Here is a 19,267-nt window from a genome sequence, read left to right as displayed (position 1 = left end):
GATGCTGCCCTGGTGGATCGCCCTGCAGTTTCTCAGCAGCCTGCCCGTGACCTTGGCAGGCATGCCCGAGGCGCGTCAGATGGGCCGCTCGTTGCTGTTCTATCCGTTGGTGGGCTTGCTGTTTGGCGTGCTGCTGTGGCTGGCCAGCTACCTCTTGCAAGGCACCGCCGCGCCGTTGCAGGCTGCCCTGCTGCTGACACTGTGGGTACTGCTCAGCGGGGCGCTGCACCTGGATGGACTGGCCGACAGCGCCGATGCCTGGCTGGGCGGCTTCGGTGATCGTGAACGCACGCTGCTGATCATGAAAGACCCGCGCAGCGGGCCGATTGCAGTGGTCACCCTGATGCTGGTGCTGCTGCTCAAATTCTGCGCGCTGTGGGTATTGATCGAGCGCGGCGCGGGGGCTTGGCTGCTGCTGGCGCCTGTAGTTGGGCGGGCGGCGATGCTTGGGTTGTTCCTGAGTACTCCGTATGTGCGCGCAGGTGGCCTGGGGCAAGCCCTGGCAGAGCACTTGCCGCGTCGCGCCGGCAACGGAGTCCTGCTCGCCACCGTGCTGGGCTGCGTCTGGCTCGGCGGCTGGGCTGCGCTGTGGACAGGGCTGCTGGCGTTGCTGGTGTTTATCGGCCTGCGCCGGGCGATGTGCCGTCGGCTGGGTGGTACTACCGGCGATACCGCCGGTGCCGTACTGGAATTGCTGGAGCTGACAGTGGTGCTGAGCCTGGCCTTGATGCCACTGGCCTGAGTCATATGCGGTCGGAACATGTTTGGAAATATCGCGCAATTTGCGGCAATCGTTCATTAGATGCCGCTGAGCAGGGGCGGGCGTATCCTCGGCCGCCCGTTAACCTCTACCTTGGAGGCACTGCTCATGCGTCAGTGGATTCTCGCCAGCCTGTTGCTCCTGACCAGCGCGCACGTTACTGCGGCCGATCTGATGAGTTTCTGGGATACACCGCGCCATGGCGGCAACAGTTTCAATCGGCTCCCACCGACCCAAGCCTACTTCGAAGCCTTGCATGGCTACGGCGCCACCTGGGTGCGGTTGTCCTACGACAAATGGCGCCCGGAGCAACGCGACTTCCTGCTCGGCGATGCCGACGCCTACCAAGGCTTGGCGGCTGCTGACGTGAGTCAGTTACGTCAGGTGCTCGACCACGCCCATGCCGCCGGGCTCAAGGTGGTTATCGCGCCGCTGTCGTTGCCGGGTATGCGCTGGTCGCAGAACAACCAAGGCCAATTCGATGACCGCCTGTGGCAAGACAAACGCTATTGGGACCAGGCCGCTGCGTTCTGGGGTGACTTGGCGGACGTGCTCAAGGACCATCCGGCAGTCGCTGGTTACAACTTGATCAACGAACCAGCGCCAGAAAAGCAGGGCGGGCTGGCCGAGCATGCCGACCGCCAGCAGATGCGCCAGTGGTACGCCGCGCAACAGGGCGGCGCACGCGACCTGCCAGCGCTGTACAAGCAGATCATTGCAGCCGTCCGAGAAGTTGATAGCGTCACCCCGATCATGCTCGATGCCGGCTGGTTTGCTGCGGCTGATGGGTTCAGTTACTGGCCAGAGCCGTTGGCTGATCAGCGCTTGCTCTACAGCGTGCATATGTACGAACCGTACGCAGCCACCAGCGCGCCCAACATGACCCGCAAGGTGCCATTGGCCTATCCGGGTACGGTGCCGTTCGCCGGGCGCGAAGAGTATTGGGACGGCCAGCGAGTGGCGGCATACCTGCAGCAGTCGCTGGACTGGGCCGATGCCGTGCAGCTGCCGCGTTCGCGGCTGGTGGTCGGCGAGTTCGGTTGCATGCGCCGTCTGCCCGGCTGCCAGCAATATCTAGAAGACGTGCTCGCAGTTACCGACAGCAACGCGCTGCACTGGGCCTTCTACAGCTTCCGTGAAGACAGCTGGGATGGCATGGACTATGAGCTGGGCACCGGCAAGGTGCCATGGCGTTACTGGCAAGCCATTGATGAGGGCGCGGCAGATCCAATAGCGCGCAAGGCTACCCCCGCATTCGAGCCGATTCGACGACGCTTGCAGCCGCAGGCAGGCGCCCCCGGTGCTTAGCGGCGCAGATGAAACCTGTTGCAACAAATGGGGTGCGGGTATATACACGTAATCATGTTGACCAGTGAATGCATCTGCACCCACCTACGTCGTGCCGCCCGCGGGGTTAGCCGACACTATGACGAGGCCTTGGCTGACTTCGGCATCAACGTCGCCCAGTTTTCCCTGTTGCGTCAGCTGCAGCGGCTGGACCGCCCGAGCATAACCACTCTGGCGCAAGTCATGGGCCTGGACCGGAGTACCCTGGGACGCAACCTCAAGGTGCTCGAGGCTGAAGGCCTGGTGACGTTGGCCGAGGGTGCCGACCAGCGTAATCGGGTGGTGCTGTTGAGCGAGGCGGGAGCGACCTGCCTGCATGACGCCGGTCCGGCCTGGGAGCAGGCGCAACTGTCATTGCTGGACAAGCTCGGCGCTGGACAACGTGACGAACTGGTGCGCTTGCTGGGCATTTTGGCCTGACGTGGTTCGACTATAAACGGGTATATACCTGTAATTAACCTTGCGACTTGCTGGAGATAACAATAATGACATCGGTGTGGCGAACCAGCGGCTGGGTGCTTCTCGGCGCAGCATTGATCCTGGCCTTGTCGCTTGGCGTGCGGCATGGCTTTGGCCTGTTTCTCAACCCCATGAGCACGGAATTTGGCTGGGGGCGTGGGGTATTTGCCTTTGCCATTGCCCTGCAGAACCTGATCTGGGGCCTCGCCCAGCCCTTCGCCGGCGCCCTGGCGGACCGCCTCGGCGCGGCGAAAGTGGTGATCATTGGCGGCATCCTTTATACCGCTGGCCTGCTGACCATGAGCATGGCTGACTCGCTCTGGTCGCTGTCGCTGAGCGCCGGCCTGCTGATCGGTATCGGCCTGTCCGGCACCTCGTTCTCGGTCATCCTCGGCGTGGTCGGCCGCGCGGTGCCAGCGGAAAAGCGCAGCATGGCGATGGGTATCGCCAGCGCCGCCGGCTCGTTCGGCCAGTTCGCCATGCTGCCCGGCACCCAAGGCCTGATTCAGTGGCTGGGCTGGTCGGCGGCGCTGCTGGTGCTGGGCCTGATGGTGGCGCTGATCGTGCCGTTCGTGGCCATGCTCAAGGATCGCCCCATGCCCAGCCAGGGCGTCGATCAGACACTCGGCCAGGCGCTGCGCGAGGCCTGTTCGCATTCGGGCTTCTGGCTGCTGGCGCTGGGCTTTTTCGTCTGCGGCTTCCAGGTAGTGTTCATCGGTGTGCACCTGCCGGCGTATCTGGTTGACCAACATCTGCCTGCCGCGACCGGGACAACGGTGCTGGCGCTGGTCGGCTTGTTCAATATTGTCGGCACCTACACCGCCGGCTGGCTCGGTGGACGGATGTCCAAGCCACGCCTGTTGACCGCGCTGTACCTGCTGCGCGCGGTGGTCATTGTTCTGTTCCTGTGGGCGCCGGTGACCCAGTTCAGCGCCTACCTGTTTGGCATCGCCATGGGCCTGCTGTGGCTGTCGACGGTGCCGCTGACCAACGGCACGGTGGCAACCCTGTTTGGCGTGCGCAATCTGTCGATGCTGGGCGGGATCGTCTTCCTGTTCCACCAGATCGGGGCGTTCCTCGGCGGTTGGTTGGGCGGGGTGGTTTACGACCAGACGGGCAACTATGACCTGGTCTGGCAGATCGCGATTGTGCTCAGCCTGGTCGCGGCTGGGCTCAATTGGCCAGTACGCGAACGGCCTGTCGCGCGCCTGCAGGCGCAGCCGGCATGAGGCGCTATGTGCTGCAGGGCTTGCTGGCCGGGGCAGGCTTGCTGCTGCTGGCGGTGGCCTGGTGGGGATGGCAGCAGGGCGGTCTGGCATTGATGCAGCTGGGCATGGGCGTCTGTTAAGGGCTACCCTGCAGGTTCAAGAACTTGCAGGAGTGACTGACAATGATGCGCGCACGCTGGCTATCGATACCGTTGCTGTGCCTGGCTCCGCTGGCCGCGAGCTGGGCGGCGGACTGCCCCGAACTCCTGCAGGGCAGCCTGCCCAAGCTGGGCGGCAAAGAGCAGATCGACCTGTGCCAGCGCTTCGCCGGCAAACCGCTGGTGGTAGTCAATACTGCCAGCTATTGCGGTTTCGCTCCGCAGTTCGAAGGGTTGGAGGCCGTCTACAAGGCCAATAAAGAGCAAGGCCTGGAAATCCTCGGCGTGCCCTCCAATGACTTCAAGCAGGAAGACAAGGACAGCGAGAAGACCGCCAAGGTCTGCTACGCCAACTACGGCGTCACCTTCACCATGACCCAGGCGCAGCATGTGCGCGGCAGCGACGCGACGCCGCTGTTCGTCAAGCTGGCCGAGCAAAGCAGCGCGCCAAAGTGGAACTTCTACAAATACGTGGTTGATCGCCAGGGCAAGGTGATTGGTAACTTCTCCAGTCTGACCAAACCGGACGATCCGGAATTCAAGGCCGCAATCGCCAAGGCCATCGCGTCCAAGCCGTGATGTCAGTGCGGGTGCACGGTAATTGCAACCAGGCGCACTACCACTGGCCGTACCATCAGCACACAGAGGAAGGCTACCGGCATGGCCAGCTGGTAGGCCTTGAACACGTTGCGCAGGTATTCGTCATTGATGCCGGAGTTGGCAGCGGTGATGACGAAGCACATCAGGCACGCCATGATCGCCGACATATACAGAGCGAATACATAAGGCGTGGCGGCGGGGCGCAATTTGCGTTTAGAGCGGGTTTGAGACAGTTCTTGCATGAGAGAGCTCTCGCTGGTTAGCCGATTCAGGCCTGCAGATTAGCAAGTGCTCGGTTGCTCCTGTAGACCGGGTTCGTTGAGTTCTTTATAAAGAGAATCTTACGAATACGGGGATCTGTACTGTGGACCTGCTCAACACCATTCGCAGCTTCATCAAGGTGGTCGAAGCCGGCAGCATTGCCGCTGGCGCTCGCACGCTGGGCCTTTCGCCTGCTGCGGTCAGCCAGAATCTGGCCCGGCTGGAAGCGCACCTGCAGGTGCGGCTGTTGGCACGAACCACGCGCAGCATGAGCCTGACGCCCGCGGGCAGCCTTTATTACGAGCGGGTCAGGCAAATCGAGCATGATCTGGCGCTGGCCGAACTGGCGGTGACCACGCCGGACAGCGAGCCTCAGGGGCGGCTGTGCGTTGCCTCAACCTCGGCGTTTGGCCGGCATGTGCTGGCGCCGCTGATCCCGGCGTTCAGTGCGCGATACCCACATCTTTCAATAGAGTTGATAACGACTGATCGACGCGTCAGCCACGCTCGGGAAGGGGTCGATGTCAGTCTGCGAATCAGCGCTCAGCTTGAAGACAATCTGGTCGCCCGGCATCTGGCGCAGATTCCTTTCGTCTGCTGTGCATCGCCCGGTTATCTGGCCAAGATGGGCATGCCGCCTGCGCCCGAGTCGCTGCGCACGCACCGTTGCCTGGTGTTCCGGTATCCGGTGGATGGCCGTTACCTGCGCTGGGGGTTCATCCGTGACGGCTTGCGCTTTGACGCCGAGTTTGGCCAGGTGCTGGTCAGCGATGACGTCGATGCATTGGCGCAAATGGCCTTGAACGACGGGGGTATCACTCGCCTGGCCGAGTTTATCGTCAGGCCGCATTTGCAGTCTGGGGCGCTGGTGGCGTTGTTTGAAAACCGCGATGCAGGCCAGGCCTACGCGCAGACCGAGCCGATGGATGTGTTTGTGTGCGTGGCGGACCGCTCTGCCATGACCGCCAAGGTGCGTGCATTCATGGATTATCTGCAGGAGTGTCTAGGTGATGTCTGGCCTGTGCCAGCGTGAATTGGGGGCCGCAGAGCGGCCCCCCTACCTCAACCTCAGAAGCGATAGGTTAGCGATGCACCTACGCCATGAGCGCTGTTTTCGTACTTGGCCTGGTACGAGCCTTTCAAGGCGCCTTCCTGCGGGGTATCCGGACGGTTGTTGACCTTGGTGTCTTCTTCCCACAGGTAGGAGTAGGCCACGTCGATGGTCATGTCGTCGTTCGGGCTCCAGCCTGCGCCAAGGCTGAAGATCTTGCGGTCACCAGTCGGGATCCGCGGCGAGCGGTTTTCGTTGTTGGTCGGCGACTGATCGACCGAGAAGCCAGTACGCAGGGTCCACTGTTTGTTGACCTTGTACGATGCGCCGATGGCATGCGCCCAGGTGTCATGCCAGTGCTGCTCTTCGCTGATGGTGCCGAAGGCGCCGCCAATCGGGTTGGCAGCCAGACCGGCTGGCAGCTCGTTGTTGACGGTAATGGCCTCCAGTCGGCTCCAGCGAGTCCAGGTGCTGCCTGCGAACAAGGTCCACTGATCGTCCAACTCGTGGGTAACGGAGAAGTCGACTGACTCAGGCGTCTTGATCTTCAAAGTCGCATCGAACTTGTCGTCGATGTTGATGCCCAGCGGCGGCACCGAATAACCGACCTTGGTCTTGCCCTCGAGCTTGTAGTCGACCATCGAATGGTAAGTCAGACCCAAGCGAGTGCGATCGGTCGCCTGCACCATCACGCCAATGTTGTAGCCTACGGCAACGTCGTCGCCCTTGATCTTGACCTCACCATCTGCGCCGCCTGGAACCAGATTACGCAGATTCGATCCCAGTTCACCTTCGATGCGGTTGAAGGTTGGGCCGAAGCCGACCGACACTTTGTCGTTGAAGGCGTAGCTAACAGTCGGCTGGAAGGTGACCACTTCTACGTGACTTTTCTTGCCCCAGTAGCGCGCAGCGTCGTCGCTACCGTAGTCGGTAACCAGACCAAACGGCACATAGACACCAAAACCGACGCTCCAGTGATCATCGATCGGCTTGACGTAGTAACCCATGGGTACGCCGACGACCGGCACCATATCGCCATCGGTTTCACCGCCATAGCTGCCCTGACCGCTGATCTTGGACTTGGCAATCACGGCTGCACCACCGACGGTGACTTGTTCGCGCTTGAGCCGCGACATGCCGGCAGGGTTGCCGAACACGGTGCTGGCGTCTTCGGCAGAAGAAGAACGACCCGCGAAACCTGTCCCCATACCGCTGATGCTCTGCTCGTTGAGCGCAAAGCCGCTGGCCAGCAATTGGCTGGAAGCGAGGGCAACAGCAACGCCGAGGGAGGTTTTGAGCATTGATTTTTTCATTATTGTGAAACTCCTTGGGATCTCCGGGGCGAAAAGCTACCAACAAATCGCGCGCTGCGCTATAGCCCCAAACGCAGGAGATAGAGCGGTTTTGTAGGACAATCCGACCAGAATCGTGTTTTTTCTCGATTTCTGTAGGAGCAGTCCTACGACTCCGGCGCCATCACTGGCTCGATACAGGTATGCCAGGCATGGGTAAAGTCACGTAGCCGTCCCTGCGGATGGAAAATCTGCCGCCATATTCGCGCGTGCCCGAGCAGGTCGTCTGCCGCCGGTAAGGGCAACGCACGCTGTTCGATCAGCATCCAGGCGATGGCGGTGGAGTAGCGCAGGTTGACAGCCAGCTCCAGGTGCGGCCCGCGCAGGAAGGCATGCTGGCTGGCCAGGCCGCGGATCAGGCTGGCTAGTTCCGGGTCGTGGGCAAGAAATTCGTCCCAGAGCGCCTGGTGGCGGCTTTCGCCGATTCGGTAGAGGCCGTGCCCGCGGCGGTCGTGCAGGGCAGAGCCCAAAGCCGACTGGCTGGCTGCAACGCCCAGCAGCAAAGCTTCGGCGCTGGCGCAATGCCGGCCGAGGTAAACCAGGGTGGGTTTGATTACATAGCGACACAATTCACTGGCAGCGATACCCATGATGCCCTCATTCAATTAAGGGCCGACGGGCGCTGGAGCTTGGCAGCTGGGGAAGGGTCAGGCCCGTCGGAAGCGGATCGCACCGCTCGAGTTGAAGTGTAGTGTGATAATCACGGTGTAAAGGCCTGTTTTTAAATCGATTACTGCCAGAGGTTGGGGGCCATATGCTTTGCAGCAATTAAGCCAAGAGCCAACCGGCAGTAGTTTCGATGGCAAATTCAGCGCGCGAATGGGCTGATATTCAGCCCTTACGCGACCAGCGACTGACGCGTGCGGTCGATCACTGCCTGCAGTGGGCCGGCGCGGTTGTACTGTTCTGGATACAGACGTTCGCTGTGGCAAGCAATGCCATGCTCGTCAACCAGGGTGAAGCTGAAGCTGCCCTTACGCGGGGCAACGATAAGACACTTCAGTGGAGCGAAGGCCTGAGAAAGCGTGCCAACGGCACTGTGAAACTGATGATGATTTGTCATTATGTGGAGGTTCCTGCTTTGGACACGGGATTCGATCCGTGCATCTTATAAACGTTCCAGTGACGCCTTTATTAAAGTGGCGCTGAACCTGACTGGAACAGGGCAGCCAGAGGTGGCGCATCAAAATAGGTAGGCGCTTGGCTGACTGGTAGGTACGTCAAAAGGCGGGCAGGCACACCGAGGCAAAGGTTCATGGCCTCTGGGTGAAGATCCCGATCAATCTGCAAGGGTGATTCGCGCTTGAGCAGCTTTGGCTGCCGAGTGAATCATCGAAAGGGCCGGTCCTGTTTCAGCAGTTCGTGCTCTTGGGGGGAGCCGGACACTGCAGGGACCTTACTGGCCAGAATTGACTTTCAGCTGGGTACTAACGAGGGCCACCCTACAGGATTAATCCGAGGCTAGCAAATTTATTTAGAGAATGACCCGCGAAGCCGATCATTATGGTGGTTATGCACACGCCTGTGAAGGGGCAATTGTGTAGCCTTCGTGAGCCGTGATGGGCCACTTTGGCTCATTTGGTTGCAGCATTGCGGTGCACTTGTACACATTCAGCGCAGCTATTGTCAGGCTGCGCCATTCGTTCGGATAGCTCGGGCAATGCCTGGGCCGCGTCCTTAAGTCAATGAAAAAAAACACTTATTTGAGCTGGTGAAAAAATCGTCAACTTGACTGCAGCCCCCATTTCACAAGGGTTTGAAGACATCATGAAGTGGTTGTCCACCGAGTTATCCACAGGTTCTGTGGATTGTCCCGCGCGTTCGCTCTAGCACGGGCGTGCCAGCACTTTCGATTGCTGTCGGACAATCCTGTCGAAATACCCGGGGCAGTGTGGCCCGTTTGAAAAGGTCAATAAAGGAATGGCAGATTTTGTGAAAATTTCATCAACAGAGGCGCAGCCCTTCCGTTGAAAAATCCGGTAGAGTGGCGCGCCTCACGAATTGCCATCGCTGTCGGTTATGAATTTTCGCGGTAAAAACCTCGCTCCATCGCCTGTATCTGCGCCCGCACCCAAGCGTTTTTCCTTGAAGGTCGCCTTGTGGTTGCTCGACAGCCCGCGCCTGGGCGAAAAGCACAGCGTCAAACACCTGGCTGGACGCCTGCTCAAGCAGCCTGCGCGGCAAGGGGTGGTGGTCGCCCAGAGTCGTCTGGGGCAGATGCTCTGTCGTGACTGCGGCAATGCCCGCGACCGGCGTATCGGCCACGAGCTGCTGCGCCAGGCCGCACGTGCCGGCGATCCGCAGGCTCAGGCCGAGTACGCCCGGTTGAATCCGGCCAGCGAGCACAATCCTTCCTGAAGCCGCTGCGCCGGCCTGTTAAGCTGCCTGCCTCTGGATAGACGCAATTGAGGTAGCTATGGCGGTGGATCTGCTCAGCATCGTGCTGGGCCTTGTAGCAGCGGCAATTCCTTGCCTGGGCTGGGTCTGGCACCTACAGCAGCGCCATGCTGCCCAGCAACGGCAATGGGCCTTGCTCGAAGAGCGCCTGAGCACGGCATTGCTCGCCCAGCAAGGGCTGCAGGCCCAGCTTGATGCCAGCCGTGACGAAATCAGCGACCTGGCCGAGGCCAATAGCGCCAAGCAGGCCAGCCTGGCCGCCCAGGGCCGCGAGGTCGAGCTGCTGCAGGTCGAGCGTGACAATGCCCGCGACGCCGCCCATGCCTGGCAACTCGAACGCAGCAACCGCGAGTCCGAGCTACGCCGTCTGGAAGCCCATGCCGCCGGCTTGCAAGCCGAGCTGCGCGAGCAGCAGGAGAGCCATCAGCAGCGCCTGGAAGACCTGCAAGAGGCCCGCGACACGCTGCGCGCGCAGTTCGCCGAAATGGCTACAAAGATTTTCGACGAGCGCGAGCAGCGCTTCACCCAGACTAGCCAGCAGCAACTCGGACAGTTACTTGATCCGCTCAAGGAACGTATCCATGCCTTCGAGAAGCGCGTCGACGAAACCTACCAGCAGGAGGCCCGTGAGCGCTTCTCGCTGAGCAAGGAGCTGGAGCGTCTGCAGCAGCTCAACCTGCGCCTGTCGGATGAAGCCACCAACCTCACCCAGGCGCTCAAAGGGCAAAAGACTCAAGGCAACTGGGGCGAGCTGATTCTTGAGCGGGTCCTCGAACACGCAGGGCTGGAGAAGGGTCGCGAGTACCAAACCCAGGTCAGCCTGAAAAGCGCCGACGGCGAGCGCTTTCAGCCGGACGTGCTGATCATGCTACCCGGCGACAAGCAGGTGGTGGTCGACGCCAAAGTCAGCCTGACGGCCTATCAGCAGTGGGTCAGCGGCAATGACGAAGCGGCGCTCAAGCAGCATGTGCAATCGCTGCGCAGCCACGTCAAAGGCTTGTCCGGCAAGGACTACAGCCGCCTCGAGGGGCTGCATAGCCTGGATTTCGTGCTGCTGTTCGTGCCGATCGAAGCGGCTTTCTCCGCGGCATTGCAGGCCGAGCCGAACCTGTTCCAGGAGGCATTCGATCGGCAGATCGTGATTGTCAGCCCTACCACCTTGCTTGCCACCCTGCGCGTGATCGACAGCCTCTGGAAGCAGGAGCGCCAGGGCCAGAACGCGCGGGAAATCGCCGAGCGGGCCGGCTGGCTGTACGACAAGTTCGTCTTGTTCATCCAGGATCTGGACGAGCTCGGCAGTCGCTTGCAGCAGGTCGACAAGGCTTACTCCGCCGCGCGCAACAAGCTCTGTGAAGGGCGTGGCAACCTGATCAGCCGAAGTGAGCAGCTCAAGTTGCTCGGCGCGCGGGCCAGCAAGAGCCTGCCGGCGGACTTGCTGGAGCGCGCCTTGAGTGATGAAGCGCTTACTGAACCAGGCTCAGATGGCGGTTGAGCAGGGCGCGCAAGGCGGCTGGCTTGACCGGCTTGGCCAGGTAATCGAGGCCGGCGGCGTGGACCATGGCAATGGTTTCGCTGCGGCCATCGGCGCTGATCACCACACCGGGCATCGGCTCACCGAGGCGCGTGCGTAGCCAGGCCATCAGCTCGGTGCCGGTGTCGCCTTCATCCAGGTGAAAGTCGACCAGCGCCAGGTGCGGGCGCATGCCATTGGCCAGCAGCGTTTCGCATTCCTGACGACTGCGCGCAGTCCAGACCTGACAGCCCCAGCGGCTGAGCAGGCTGTTCATGCCGAGCAGGATGCTGTCTTCGTTGTCGACACACAGCACCTGCAGGCCCGCCAGCGGTTGCCCTGGCTGCTGTTCAACGGCTGCAGCCGGCGCGACGCTGCCGCTGGCAATCGGCACACTGACGCGGAACACGCTGCCCTTGCCCGGCCACGAGCGCACTTCCAGGGCATGGCCGAGTACCCGGCACAGGCCATCGGCGATCGCCAGGCCCAGGCCCAGGCCTTTTTCGGCGCGGGTCTGGTGGCTGTCCAGGCGCTTGAACTCCTGGAAGATCACCTGCAGTTTGTCGTCGGTTATGCCGGGGCCGCGGTCCCACACTTCCAGCCATAGCCGGCCACCCTGGCGGCGCACGCCAAACAGGATCGGGCTTTTGCCGTAACGCAGGGCATTGGTCAGGAAGTTCTGCAGCACCCGGCGCAGCAGCTTGATGTCGCTGTTCACCCGCAGGCGGCTGCCACGGACACGGAACTCCAGGCCCTTTTCTGCCGCCAGCACTTTGAACTCGGCGCCCAGCGCGTCGAACAGATCGCTCAGGGCAAAGGCTTTCACGTCGGGAGTGATCTTGCCGTTTTCCAGGCGCGAGATGTCCAAAAGGTCGCTGATCAGCTCTTCAGCCGAACGCAGTGAGCTGTCCATGTGCTGCACCAGTTGCTGGGACTCGCTGCTCATGCCCTCGGCTTGCTGCGACAGCGCGGCCGAGAACAAGCGTGCAGCGTTGAGCGGCTGCATCAGGTCATGGCTGACCGCAGCGAGGAATCGGGTTTTCGACTGGCTTACGGCCTCAGCCCGGCTCTTCGCCTCGGTCAGCGCCTGGTTGAGCTGGGACAACTCATGGGTGCGTTCGGCGACCCGTTGTTCGAGGCCTTCGTTGGCCTCTTTGAGGGCCTGCTCGGCCTCGCGGAACGGGGTGATGTCGGTAAAGCTCATGACAAAACCACCACCCGGCATCGGATTGCCGATCAGCTCGATCACCCGGCCATTGGGGAACAACCGCTCGGAGGTGTGCGCCCGGCCCTGGCGCATCCAGTGCAGCCGGCGCGCCACATGCACCTGCGCCTCGCCCGGGCCGCACAGGCCGCGGTCGGCGTTGTAGCGGATGATATCGGCGATCGGCCGACCCACGCTGATCAGCCCCTCAGGGTAGTTGAACAACTCCAGATAACGCCGGTTCCAGGCCACCAGGTGCAGGTTCTGGTCGACCACGCTGATGCCCTGGTTGATGTTCTCGATGGCGCCCTGAAGCAACGCACGGTTGAACTGCAGCACCTCGCTGGCCTCGTCGGCGATGCGCACCACGTCTTCCAGCTGCATGTCGCGGCCTTCGATGGCAGCCTTGACCACGGCGCGGGTCGAGGAGGTGCCGAGTACGCCGGCGAGTAGCCGTTCGGTGTGTTCGATCCAGTCGCCATCGGCGTTCTGGTTGGGGTTGAAGCCCTTGCCCTGGCGGTAGGCGAAGCGAATGAAGCTCTGCCGGGCGCGTTCTTCGCCGACAAAGCGGGCGGCGAGGTTGAGCAGGTCGTCGATCTGCACCGCCAGCAGCGAACGGCTGTTTGGCCGCTCACTGGTTTGCTGGCCGATGAACCGGCCCGCCTGCCAGTGCTCGGACACGCGCGTGCGCGACAGAATCGAGACCCAGGCAAACAGGATGAAGTTGCCCGCCAGCGACAGCACTACACCTTGGGTCAGTGGCGTGATCGGCAGGTTCAGTGGGTTGCTGTCGAGCCAGGTCAGGCCCGGAAACAGTTGCAGCGACCAGCCCAGGCTGTGCGCGGTAATCGGCAGCACCAGGGTGTAGAACCAGAGGAAGATCCCCGCCGCCAGCCCGGCGAATACGCCACGGCGGTTGGCCTGTTTCCAGTACAGCGCGCCGAGCATCGCCGGGGTCAGCTGGGTGACCGCAGCAAAGGCGATCTGGCCAATGGTCGCCAGGCTCGCGGTGGAGCCCAGCAGGCGGTAACTGACATACGCCAGCAAGAGGATTACCACGATGGTCACCCGGCGCACCGAGAGCATCCAGTGGCGGAACGCTTCGAACGGGCGTTCAGCGTTTTTGCGCCGCAGCAGCCACGGCAGCAGCATGTCGTTGGAGACCATGGTCGACAGCGCCACAGCCTCGACGATGACCATGCCGGTGGCCGCCGAGGCGCCGCCGATAAAGGCCAGCAAGGCCAGGCTTGGATGCGCTTCGGCCAGTGGCAGGCTGATCACGAACGAGTCGGAGATCACTGTGCCCGGCAGCAGCATCTGCCCAGCCAGGGCAATCGGCACCACGAACAGCGCTGCCAGTACCAGGTACATCGGGAACACCCAGCGCGCCGTGCGCAGGTCCTGCGCTTCGATGTTCTCGACCACGGTGACGTGGAATTGCCGCGGCAGACAGATGATCGCCATCATTGCCACCCCGGTCTGGACCACCATCGACGGCCAGTTGATGGTCTCCTGCCAGTAACTCTCCAACTGCACCGACTGGCGCGCCTGGGTGAACAGGTCGTCGAAGCCGTCATACAGGTTGAACACCACGAACACGCCCACGGCAAGAAACGCCAGCAGCTTGACCAGCGCCTCGAAGGCAATCGCCAGGACCATGCCGCGGTGGTGCTCGGTGACGTCCAGGCTGCGCGTGCCGAACACGATCGAGAACAGCGCCAGCACCAGTGACACCACCAGTGCGGTGTCTTGCACACGGGTGCCGGTGGCATCGGCATTGGCGCCGATCAGCAGATTGACGCCGAGCACGATACCCTTCAGCTGCAAGGCAATGTAGGGCAGTACGCCGACCAGGCAGATCAGCGCCACTACCACCGCCAGGCTCTGCGATTTGCCATAGCGTGCGGCGATGAAGTCGGCAATCGAGGTGATGTTCTGCTGCTTGCTGATCAACACCATCTTCTGCACGACCTGCGGCGCGAACACCAACAGCAGCACCGGCCCCAGATAGATCGGCAAGAACGCCCAGAGCTGTTCGGCGGCCTGGCCGACCGCGCCAAAGAATGTCCAGCTGGTGCAGTACACTGCCAGCGACAGGCTATATACCCAGGCGCGCAGGCGCGGCGGCAGAGGCGTGCTGCGGCGGTCGCCGTAAAAGGCGATGGCGAACATGATGGCCATATAGACCAGGGCGACCACGGCGATCAGCCCGCTGGACAACGACATGAAAACTCCGCAGCAATAGGGTAGAGCGTGGGCCCGGTGAACAAGTCTGGCATGTGCCTTGCGCGTCGTCAGCGTCGACCATGGTCGCAGTGGCGTGTCGTCGCAGTGCGGCCTGAGTGCAGGCGACTTGCATCTGGATGTGGCGCAATGACGCTCAGGTGCATTCTAATCAACAAACAGCCACCGGCATCACTCAGGGAATCGATTGATGAGTCACCCCTCGCAATTTACCTTGCTCGGCAAGCGGCGCTTCTTGCCGTTTTTCATCACCCAGTCACTGGGCGCGTTCAATGACAACCTGTTCAAGCAGTCGTTGATCCTGGCGATCCTGTACAAGCTCAGCCTGGAGGGCGACCGCTCGATCTGGGTCAACCTGTGCGCGCTGCTGTTCATTTTGCCGTTCTTCCTGTTCTCGGCGCTGGCCGGGCAGTTTGGCGAGAAGTTCGCCAAGGATGCGCTGATACGGGCGATCAAGCTGGCCGAGATCGTCATCATGGCGATCGGCGCGGTGGGCTTTGTCAGCAATCACCTGGTGCTGATGCTGCTGGCGCTGTTCGCCATGGGCACCCACTCGGCGCTGTTTGGGCCGGTCAAGTATTCGATCCTGCCGCAGGCGCTGCGCGAGGATGAGCTGGTCGGCGGTAATGGCCTGGTCGAGATGGGTACGTTCCTGGCTATTCTGGCGGGCACCATTGGCGCTGGGGTGATGATGTCGTCCAGCAGCTATGCAGCGGTGGTCGCCGGCGGCATCGTCGGCACTGCCGTGCTCGGCTATCTGGCCAGCCGCTGGATCCCGCGCGCTGCTGCTGTGGCGCCGCAGATGAAGCTCGACTGGAACATCTTCAAGCAGTCCTGGGCGACCCTACGCTTGGGGCTTGGGCAGACGCCGGCGGTGTCGCGCTCGATTGTTGGCAACTCGTGGTTCTGGTTTGTCGGGGCTATCTATCTGACCCAGATCCCAGCCTACGCCAAGGACTGGCTGCACGGCGACGAGACGGTGGTGACGCTGGTACTGACTTTGTTCTCGGTAGGCATCGCGTTGGGTTCGCTGCTGTGCGAGCGGCTCAGTGGGCGCAAGGTGGAAATCGGCCTGGTGCCGTTCGGCTCGTTTGGCCTGACCTTGTTCGGCCTGCTCTGGTGGTGGCATTCGGGCGATGTGCCGAGCACCGACGTGGCGCACGACTGGCTGGCGTTGTTGGGCATGCATCAGGCCTGGTGGATCATGCTGTCGATCGTTGGTCTTGGGGTGTTTGGCGGGTTCTATATCGTGCCGCTGTATGCGCTGATTCAGGCGCGGACTGCCGAGGGTGAGCGGGCGCGGGTGATTGCTGCCAACAACATTCTCAATGCGTTGTTCATGGTGGTGTCGGCGTTGGTCACCATTGTGCTGTTGAGCGTGGTCGAGCTGACAATTCCACAGCTGTTTCTGGTGGTGTCGCTGCTTAATATTGCCGTTAACGCTTATATCTTCAGCATCGTGCCTGAATTCACCATGCGCTTCTTGATCTGGCTGCTGAGTCACTCGATGTATCGGGTCGAGCATCGGGACCTGCAGCGTATTCCTGATGAGGGGGCGGCGCTGCTGGTGTGCAACCATGTGTCGTTCGTCGATGCGCTGCTGATCGCTGGGGCGATTCGCCGGCCGATTCGGTTTGTCATGTACTACAAGATCTATAACTTGCCTGTGCTCAACTTTGTCTTCCGTACGGCTGGGGCGATCCCGATCGCCGGACGAAGCGAGGATGAAGCCATCCATGAGCGAGCCTTCGCCCGTATCGCCGAGGTTCTGGCGGCGCGGGAGGTGGTGTGCATCTTCCCCGAGGGCAAGCTGACGGCCGATGGCGAGATCGATGAGTTCAAGGGTGGGGTCAAGCGGATCCTGCGAGAAACCCCGGTACCGGTTATTCCGCTGGCTTTGCAGGGGTTGTGGGGAAGCTTCTTCAGCCGCGATCCGGCCAAGGGCCTGTTCAAGCGCCTGTGGTCGCGTGTGACCATAGTCGCGGGCGCTGCCATCTCGGTGGAGGCGGCGCAGCCAGAAGCATTGCGCGCGCAGGTCGGTGCCCTGCGCGGCAATCGGCGTTAAACAGGGTCAGGTGGGGGGAGCCGTCGGAAACGGGACACCCCTCGCACATTTGCTGCCTTGAACAGGGGGGGATCAGCTGGCGCTGACTTTGAGGCCGACCAGGCCCGTGATGATCAGGGCGACGCTGAGCAGTCGGATCAGCGCCATCGATTCTCCAAACAGGATGATCCCGGCAATCACCGTACCCACTGCCCCAACCCCAGTCCAGATGGCATAAGCAGTCCCCAGCGGCAACTCCTTCATGGCCAACCCCAGCAAGCCAAGGCTGATCACCATTGCCCCCACAGTAAGCACCGTAGGCAACGGTCGGGTAAACCCGTCGGTATATTTCAAGCCCACCGCCCAGCCCACTTCGAACAGGCCGGCGAAAAACAGAATGATCCAGGACATCTGTGAGTCTCCATCGTATTAAGGATGGGGCCGTCCCCAGGTTGATCACGCAGTGCGCGGTGAGGTCGTCCTCACATGTGCACTATATTGCACAAGTGCATTTACCAAGGCAAGGTCAGTGCGCCTCAGGCCTGGTCTCGGTCTGCGTTTCCCCAGGCTCCTGCATACGCCGGAACCAGGTTGAAAGCAACGCCCCAGAGATGTTGTGCCACACGCTGAACAACGCGCTCGGCACTGCCGCCAACGGCGAAAAATGCGCCGCCGCCAACGCCGCGCCCAGCCCCGAGTTCTGCATGCCCACCTCCAGAGCCAGCGACTTGCGCTGAGCCAGCGGCAACTTGCACAGCTTGCCGGTGAGGTAGCCAAGCAAATAGCCAAAGCTGTTATGCAGTATCACCACCGCCATGATCAGCAACCCCGACTCGGCGATCTTCGCCTGGCTGGCTGCAACTACCGCGCAGACGATCATCACGATGCTCACCACCGATACCAGCGGCAGCACCTGCACCGCAGCCTGCACCCGTGCGCCAAGCAAGCGCTGGGCGAGCACGCCGAGAATGATCGGCAGCATCACCAACTGCAGGATCGACCAGGACATGTCCATGAACGAGACCGGTAGCCAGGCCGAAGCCAGAAACCAGATCAGCGCAGGCGTCAGCAACGGCGCCAGCAGGGTAGTCACCGCCGCAATCGCCACCGCCAGCGCCAGGTCACCCTTGGACAGCCAGACCATCACGTTCGAGGCCGTGCCGCTAGGGCAGCAACCGACCAGAATCACACCGACGGCAATCTCTGCCGGGAGATGGAACAGCTGACACAGCAGCCAGGCCATGCCCGGCATGATCACGAAATGTGCGACCACGCCCAGCGCTACTCGCCAGGGCTGGCGGGCGAGGGCGGCGAAGTCGTCGAGTTTGAGGGTCAGGCCCATGCCGAACATCACCAGCCCGAGCAGCGGCACGATGGCTACCTTCAGGCCGATGAACCATTGCGGCTGCAGGAACGCCAGGCAGGCAAACAGTAATACCCAAAGGGCGAAGGTGTTGCCGACGAAGCGGCTGAGGGCGGCGAGGGCACGCATGGAGCAATCCTTGTTCTTCTATTAAGTAGCCAATCGATGCAGGTGGGGCTGCGCGGGCAACCCCAGGCCGCAATCAGACGCCCTGCGGAATGTCTTCACCACCCAGCGCTTCGAACAGCGCCGGCAGGAACTCCTTGAAGGTCATCATCATCAGCAGGAAGCTCGCATCGAACTGCTGCTGCGCTTCTTCACCTCCGTCCTGCTCGGCCTGCTCTTGCAGCAGTTCTTCGAATTTCAGACGCTTGATCACGGTCTTGTCGTCGAGCACGAACGACAGCTTGTCCTGCCAGGCCAGAGCCAGCTGGGTGACGACCTTGCCGTTGCCCAGGTGCAGCTGGATTTCGTCGCTTTTCAGGTCCTGACGCTTGCAGCGGACGATGCCGCCGTCTTCGTGGGTGTCACGCAGCTCGCACTCGTCCAGGACATGGAAGTCCTCAGCCGCCTGCGAAGTGACCCACTCGGTCATGGTCGCGCTAGGCGCGGCCTTCACGGTGACCGGGCGTACCGGCAGCGAGCCCATGACTTCACGCAGGGTCGACAGCAGGTCTTCGGCGCGCTTGGCGCTGGCCGAGTTGACCAGGATCAGGCCCTGACGCGGGGCGATGGCGGCAAAGATCATCGAGCGACGAATGAATGCGCGTGGCAGGAAGGCCTGGATGATCTCGTCCTTGATCTGGTCGCGTTCTTTTTTGTAGACCTTGCGCATCTGCTCGGTCTCGATCTCTTCGATCTTTTCTTTGACCGCGTCGTTGACCACGCTGCTGGGCAGGATGCGTTCTTCCTTGCGCGCGGCAATCAGCAGGAACTCGCCGCTGACGTGCACCAGCGGGGCGTCTTCACCCTTGCCGAACGGCGCGACGAAACCATAGGTGGTCAGCTCCTGGCTGGCGCACGGACGGGCCGGCTTGCTGGCCAGGGCAGTTTCCAGTGCCTCAGGCTCGAATGGGACTTCCTGGGTCAGGCGGTAGGTCAGCAGGTTCTTGAACCACATGGGGGTAGATCTCTCCTTAATGCATAAGGCGGGCATTATTCTCCGACTGGGGCCATGCGGCCAACCCTGTCAGAGGGCCATCAGGCGGTTAATGGTCAATAAAAGCGTGATAGCGCTAGGTCCTTGAAAGGCCTGCAAAATTATTTGAAAAAAGTGCTTGCCAGGGTGGTATGTCCTCCGTAGAATGCG

17 protein-coding genes and 1 pseudogene are annotated in these 19,267 nt (G+C 61.7%); 10 read left to right on the top strand and 8 right to left on the bottom strand.

The annotated features are described in order from the left end of the window. Position 1 precedes the first annotated feature (1 nt). The 6 genes from HU736_RS10915 (at position 2) to HU736_RS10895 (ending at position 4,511) form a co-directional block, all read left to right on the top strand. The gene (locus HU736_RS10915) at positions 2 to 742 is read left to right on the top strand and encodes an adenosylcobinamide-GDP ribazoletransferase (protein ID WP_186701504.1); all 741 of its coding nucleotides are present in this window, start codon (positions 2 to 4) and stop codon (positions 740 to 742) included. Positions 743 to 868: 126 nt separating this feature from the next. Further along, a complete protein-coding gene (locus tag HU736_RS10910) occupies positions 869 to 2,068 on the top strand; it encodes a glycoside hydrolase family 5 protein (RefSeq protein WP_437180452.1) in 1,200 nt (399 codons plus the stop codon). A gap of 54 nt (positions 2,069 to 2,122) precedes the next feature. After that, a complete protein-coding gene (locus tag HU736_RS10905) occupies positions 2,123 to 2,527 on the top strand; it encodes a MarR family winged helix-turn-helix transcriptional regulator (protein ID WP_186701505.1) in 405 nt (134 codons plus the stop codon). Positions 2,528 to 2,592: 65 nt separating this feature from the next. Beyond that, positions 2,593 to 3,795 carry an MFS transporter gene (locus tag HU736_RS10900; RefSeq protein WP_150572528.1) on the top strand — a complete coding sequence of 401 codons (1,203 nt, stop codon included), beginning with the start codon at positions 2,593 to 2,595 and terminating at the stop codon, positions 3,793 to 3,795. After that, positions 3,792 to 3,914, top strand: coding sequence for a hypothetical protein (locus HU736_RS21955; RefSeq protein WP_256585591.1), 123 nt, complete (start codon positions 3,792 to 3,794; stop codon positions 3,912 to 3,914). The genes HU736_RS10900 and HU736_RS21955 overlap by 4 nt, the downstream gene beginning before the upstream one ends. A 45-nt stretch (positions 3,915 to 3,959) precedes the next feature. Continuing rightward, on the top strand, positions 3,960 to 4,511 hold the full coding sequence (locus tag HU736_RS10895) for a glutathione peroxidase (RefSeq protein WP_186701529.1): 552 nt from the start codon (positions 3,960 to 3,962) through the stop codon (positions 4,509 to 4,511). Positions 4,512 to 4,513: 2 nt separating this feature from the next. Here the strand turns inward: HU736_RS10895 and HU736_RS10890 are convergent, their stop codons facing one another. After that, entirely contained in the window at positions 4,514 to 4,774 is a 261-nt protein-coding gene (locus tag HU736_RS10890) for a DUF2798 domain-containing protein (RefSeq protein ID WP_186701506.1), read from the bottom strand. Between the two features lie 122 nt (positions 4,775 to 4,896). Here HU736_RS10890 and HU736_RS10885 point away from each other — a divergent pair, with 122 nt between their 5' ends. Then, a complete protein-coding gene (locus HU736_RS10885) occupies positions 4,897 to 5,826 on the top strand; it encodes a LysR substrate-binding domain-containing protein (RefSeq protein ID WP_186701507.1) in 930 nt (309 codons plus the stop codon). 35 nt (positions 5,827 to 5,861) lie between these two features. Here the strand turns inward: HU736_RS10885 and HU736_RS10880 are convergent, their stop codons facing one another. The 3 genes from HU736_RS10880 to HU736_RS10870 form a co-directional block, all read right to left on the bottom strand. Then, positions 5,862 to 7,157, bottom strand: coding sequence for an OmpP1/FadL family transporter (locus HU736_RS10880; protein WP_103438261.1), 1,296 nt, complete (start codon positions 7,155 to 7,157; stop codon positions 5,862 to 5,864). Between the two features lie 146 nt (positions 7,158 to 7,303). Further along, positions 7,304 to 7,786, bottom strand: a complete 483-nt coding sequence (locus tag HU736_RS10875) for a hypothetical protein (RefSeq protein ID WP_103438260.1) — start codon at positions 7,784 to 7,786, stop codon at positions 7,304 to 7,306. 248 nt (positions 7,787 to 8,034) lie between these two features. Beyond that, on the bottom strand, positions 8,035 to 8,259 hold the full coding sequence (locus HU736_RS10870) for a hypothetical protein (RefSeq protein ID WP_101321718.1): 225 nt from the start codon (positions 8,257 to 8,259) through the stop codon (positions 8,035 to 8,037). Positions 8,260 to 9,215: 956 nt separating this feature from the next. Here HU736_RS10870 and HU736_RS10865 point away from each other — a divergent pair. Continuing rightward, positions 9,216 to 9,545: pseudogene (locus HU736_RS10865) on the top strand (sel1 repeat family protein); the annotation flags it as partial. Between the two features lie 181 nt (positions 9,546 to 9,726). After that, on the top strand, positions 9,727 to 11,085 hold the full coding sequence (locus tag HU736_RS10860; RefSeq protein WP_178080838.1) for a DNA recombination protein RmuC: 1,359 nt from the start codon (positions 9,727 to 9,729) through the stop codon (positions 11,083 to 11,085). Here the strand turns inward: HU736_RS10860 and HU736_RS10855 are convergent. Next, positions 11,057 to 14,533 carry a hybrid sensor histidine kinase/response regulator gene (locus HU736_RS10855; RefSeq protein WP_186701508.1) on the bottom strand — a complete coding sequence of 1,159 codons (3,477 nt, stop codon included), beginning with the start codon at positions 14,531 to 14,533 and terminating at the stop codon, positions 11,057 to 11,059. The genes HU736_RS10860 and HU736_RS10855 overlap by 29 nt on opposite strands. Before the next feature lie 208 nt (positions 14,534 to 14,741). Between HU736_RS10855 and HU736_RS10850 the strand changes: the two genes are divergently transcribed. Further along, entirely contained in the window at positions 14,742 to 16,616 is a 1,875-nt protein-coding gene (locus tag HU736_RS10850) for an MFS transporter (RefSeq protein WP_186701509.1), read from the top strand. A gap of 72 nt (positions 16,617 to 16,688) precedes the next feature. Here HU736_RS10850 and sugE read toward each other — a convergent pair whose 3' ends face one another. From sugE to rdgC, 3 genes are all read right to left on the bottom strand, one after another. Then, positions 16,689 to 17,006 (bottom strand): quaternary ammonium compound efflux SMR transporter SugE, encoded by a 318-nt coding sequence (gene sugE / locus HU736_RS10845; RefSeq protein WP_101321713.1) that lies wholly within the window; start codon positions 17,004 to 17,006, stop codon positions 16,689 to 16,691. Positions 17,007 to 17,121: 115 nt separating this feature from the next. Further along, a complete protein-coding gene (locus tag HU736_RS10840; protein WP_186701510.1) occupies positions 17,122 to 18,087 on the bottom strand; it encodes a bile acid:sodium symporter family protein in 966 nt (321 codons plus the stop codon). 73 nt (positions 18,088 to 18,160) lie between these two features. Then, positions 18,161 to 19,078 (bottom strand): recombination-associated protein RdgC, encoded by a 918-nt coding sequence (rdgC, locus tag HU736_RS10835; RefSeq protein ID WP_103438253.1) that lies wholly within the window; start codon positions 19,076 to 19,078, stop codon positions 18,161 to 18,163. Between the last annotated feature and the right edge of the window lie 189 nt (positions 19,079 to 19,267).

The sequence above is a fragment of the Pseudomonas shirazensis genome, assembly GCF_014268785.2.
GTDB lineage: Bacteria > Pseudomonadota > Gammaproteobacteria > Pseudomonadales > Pseudomonadaceae > Aquipseudomonas > Aquipseudomonas shirazensis.
Note: the sequence above shows the minus strand (reverse complement) of the source record. Positions and strands in the feature narration are given on the sequence as shown.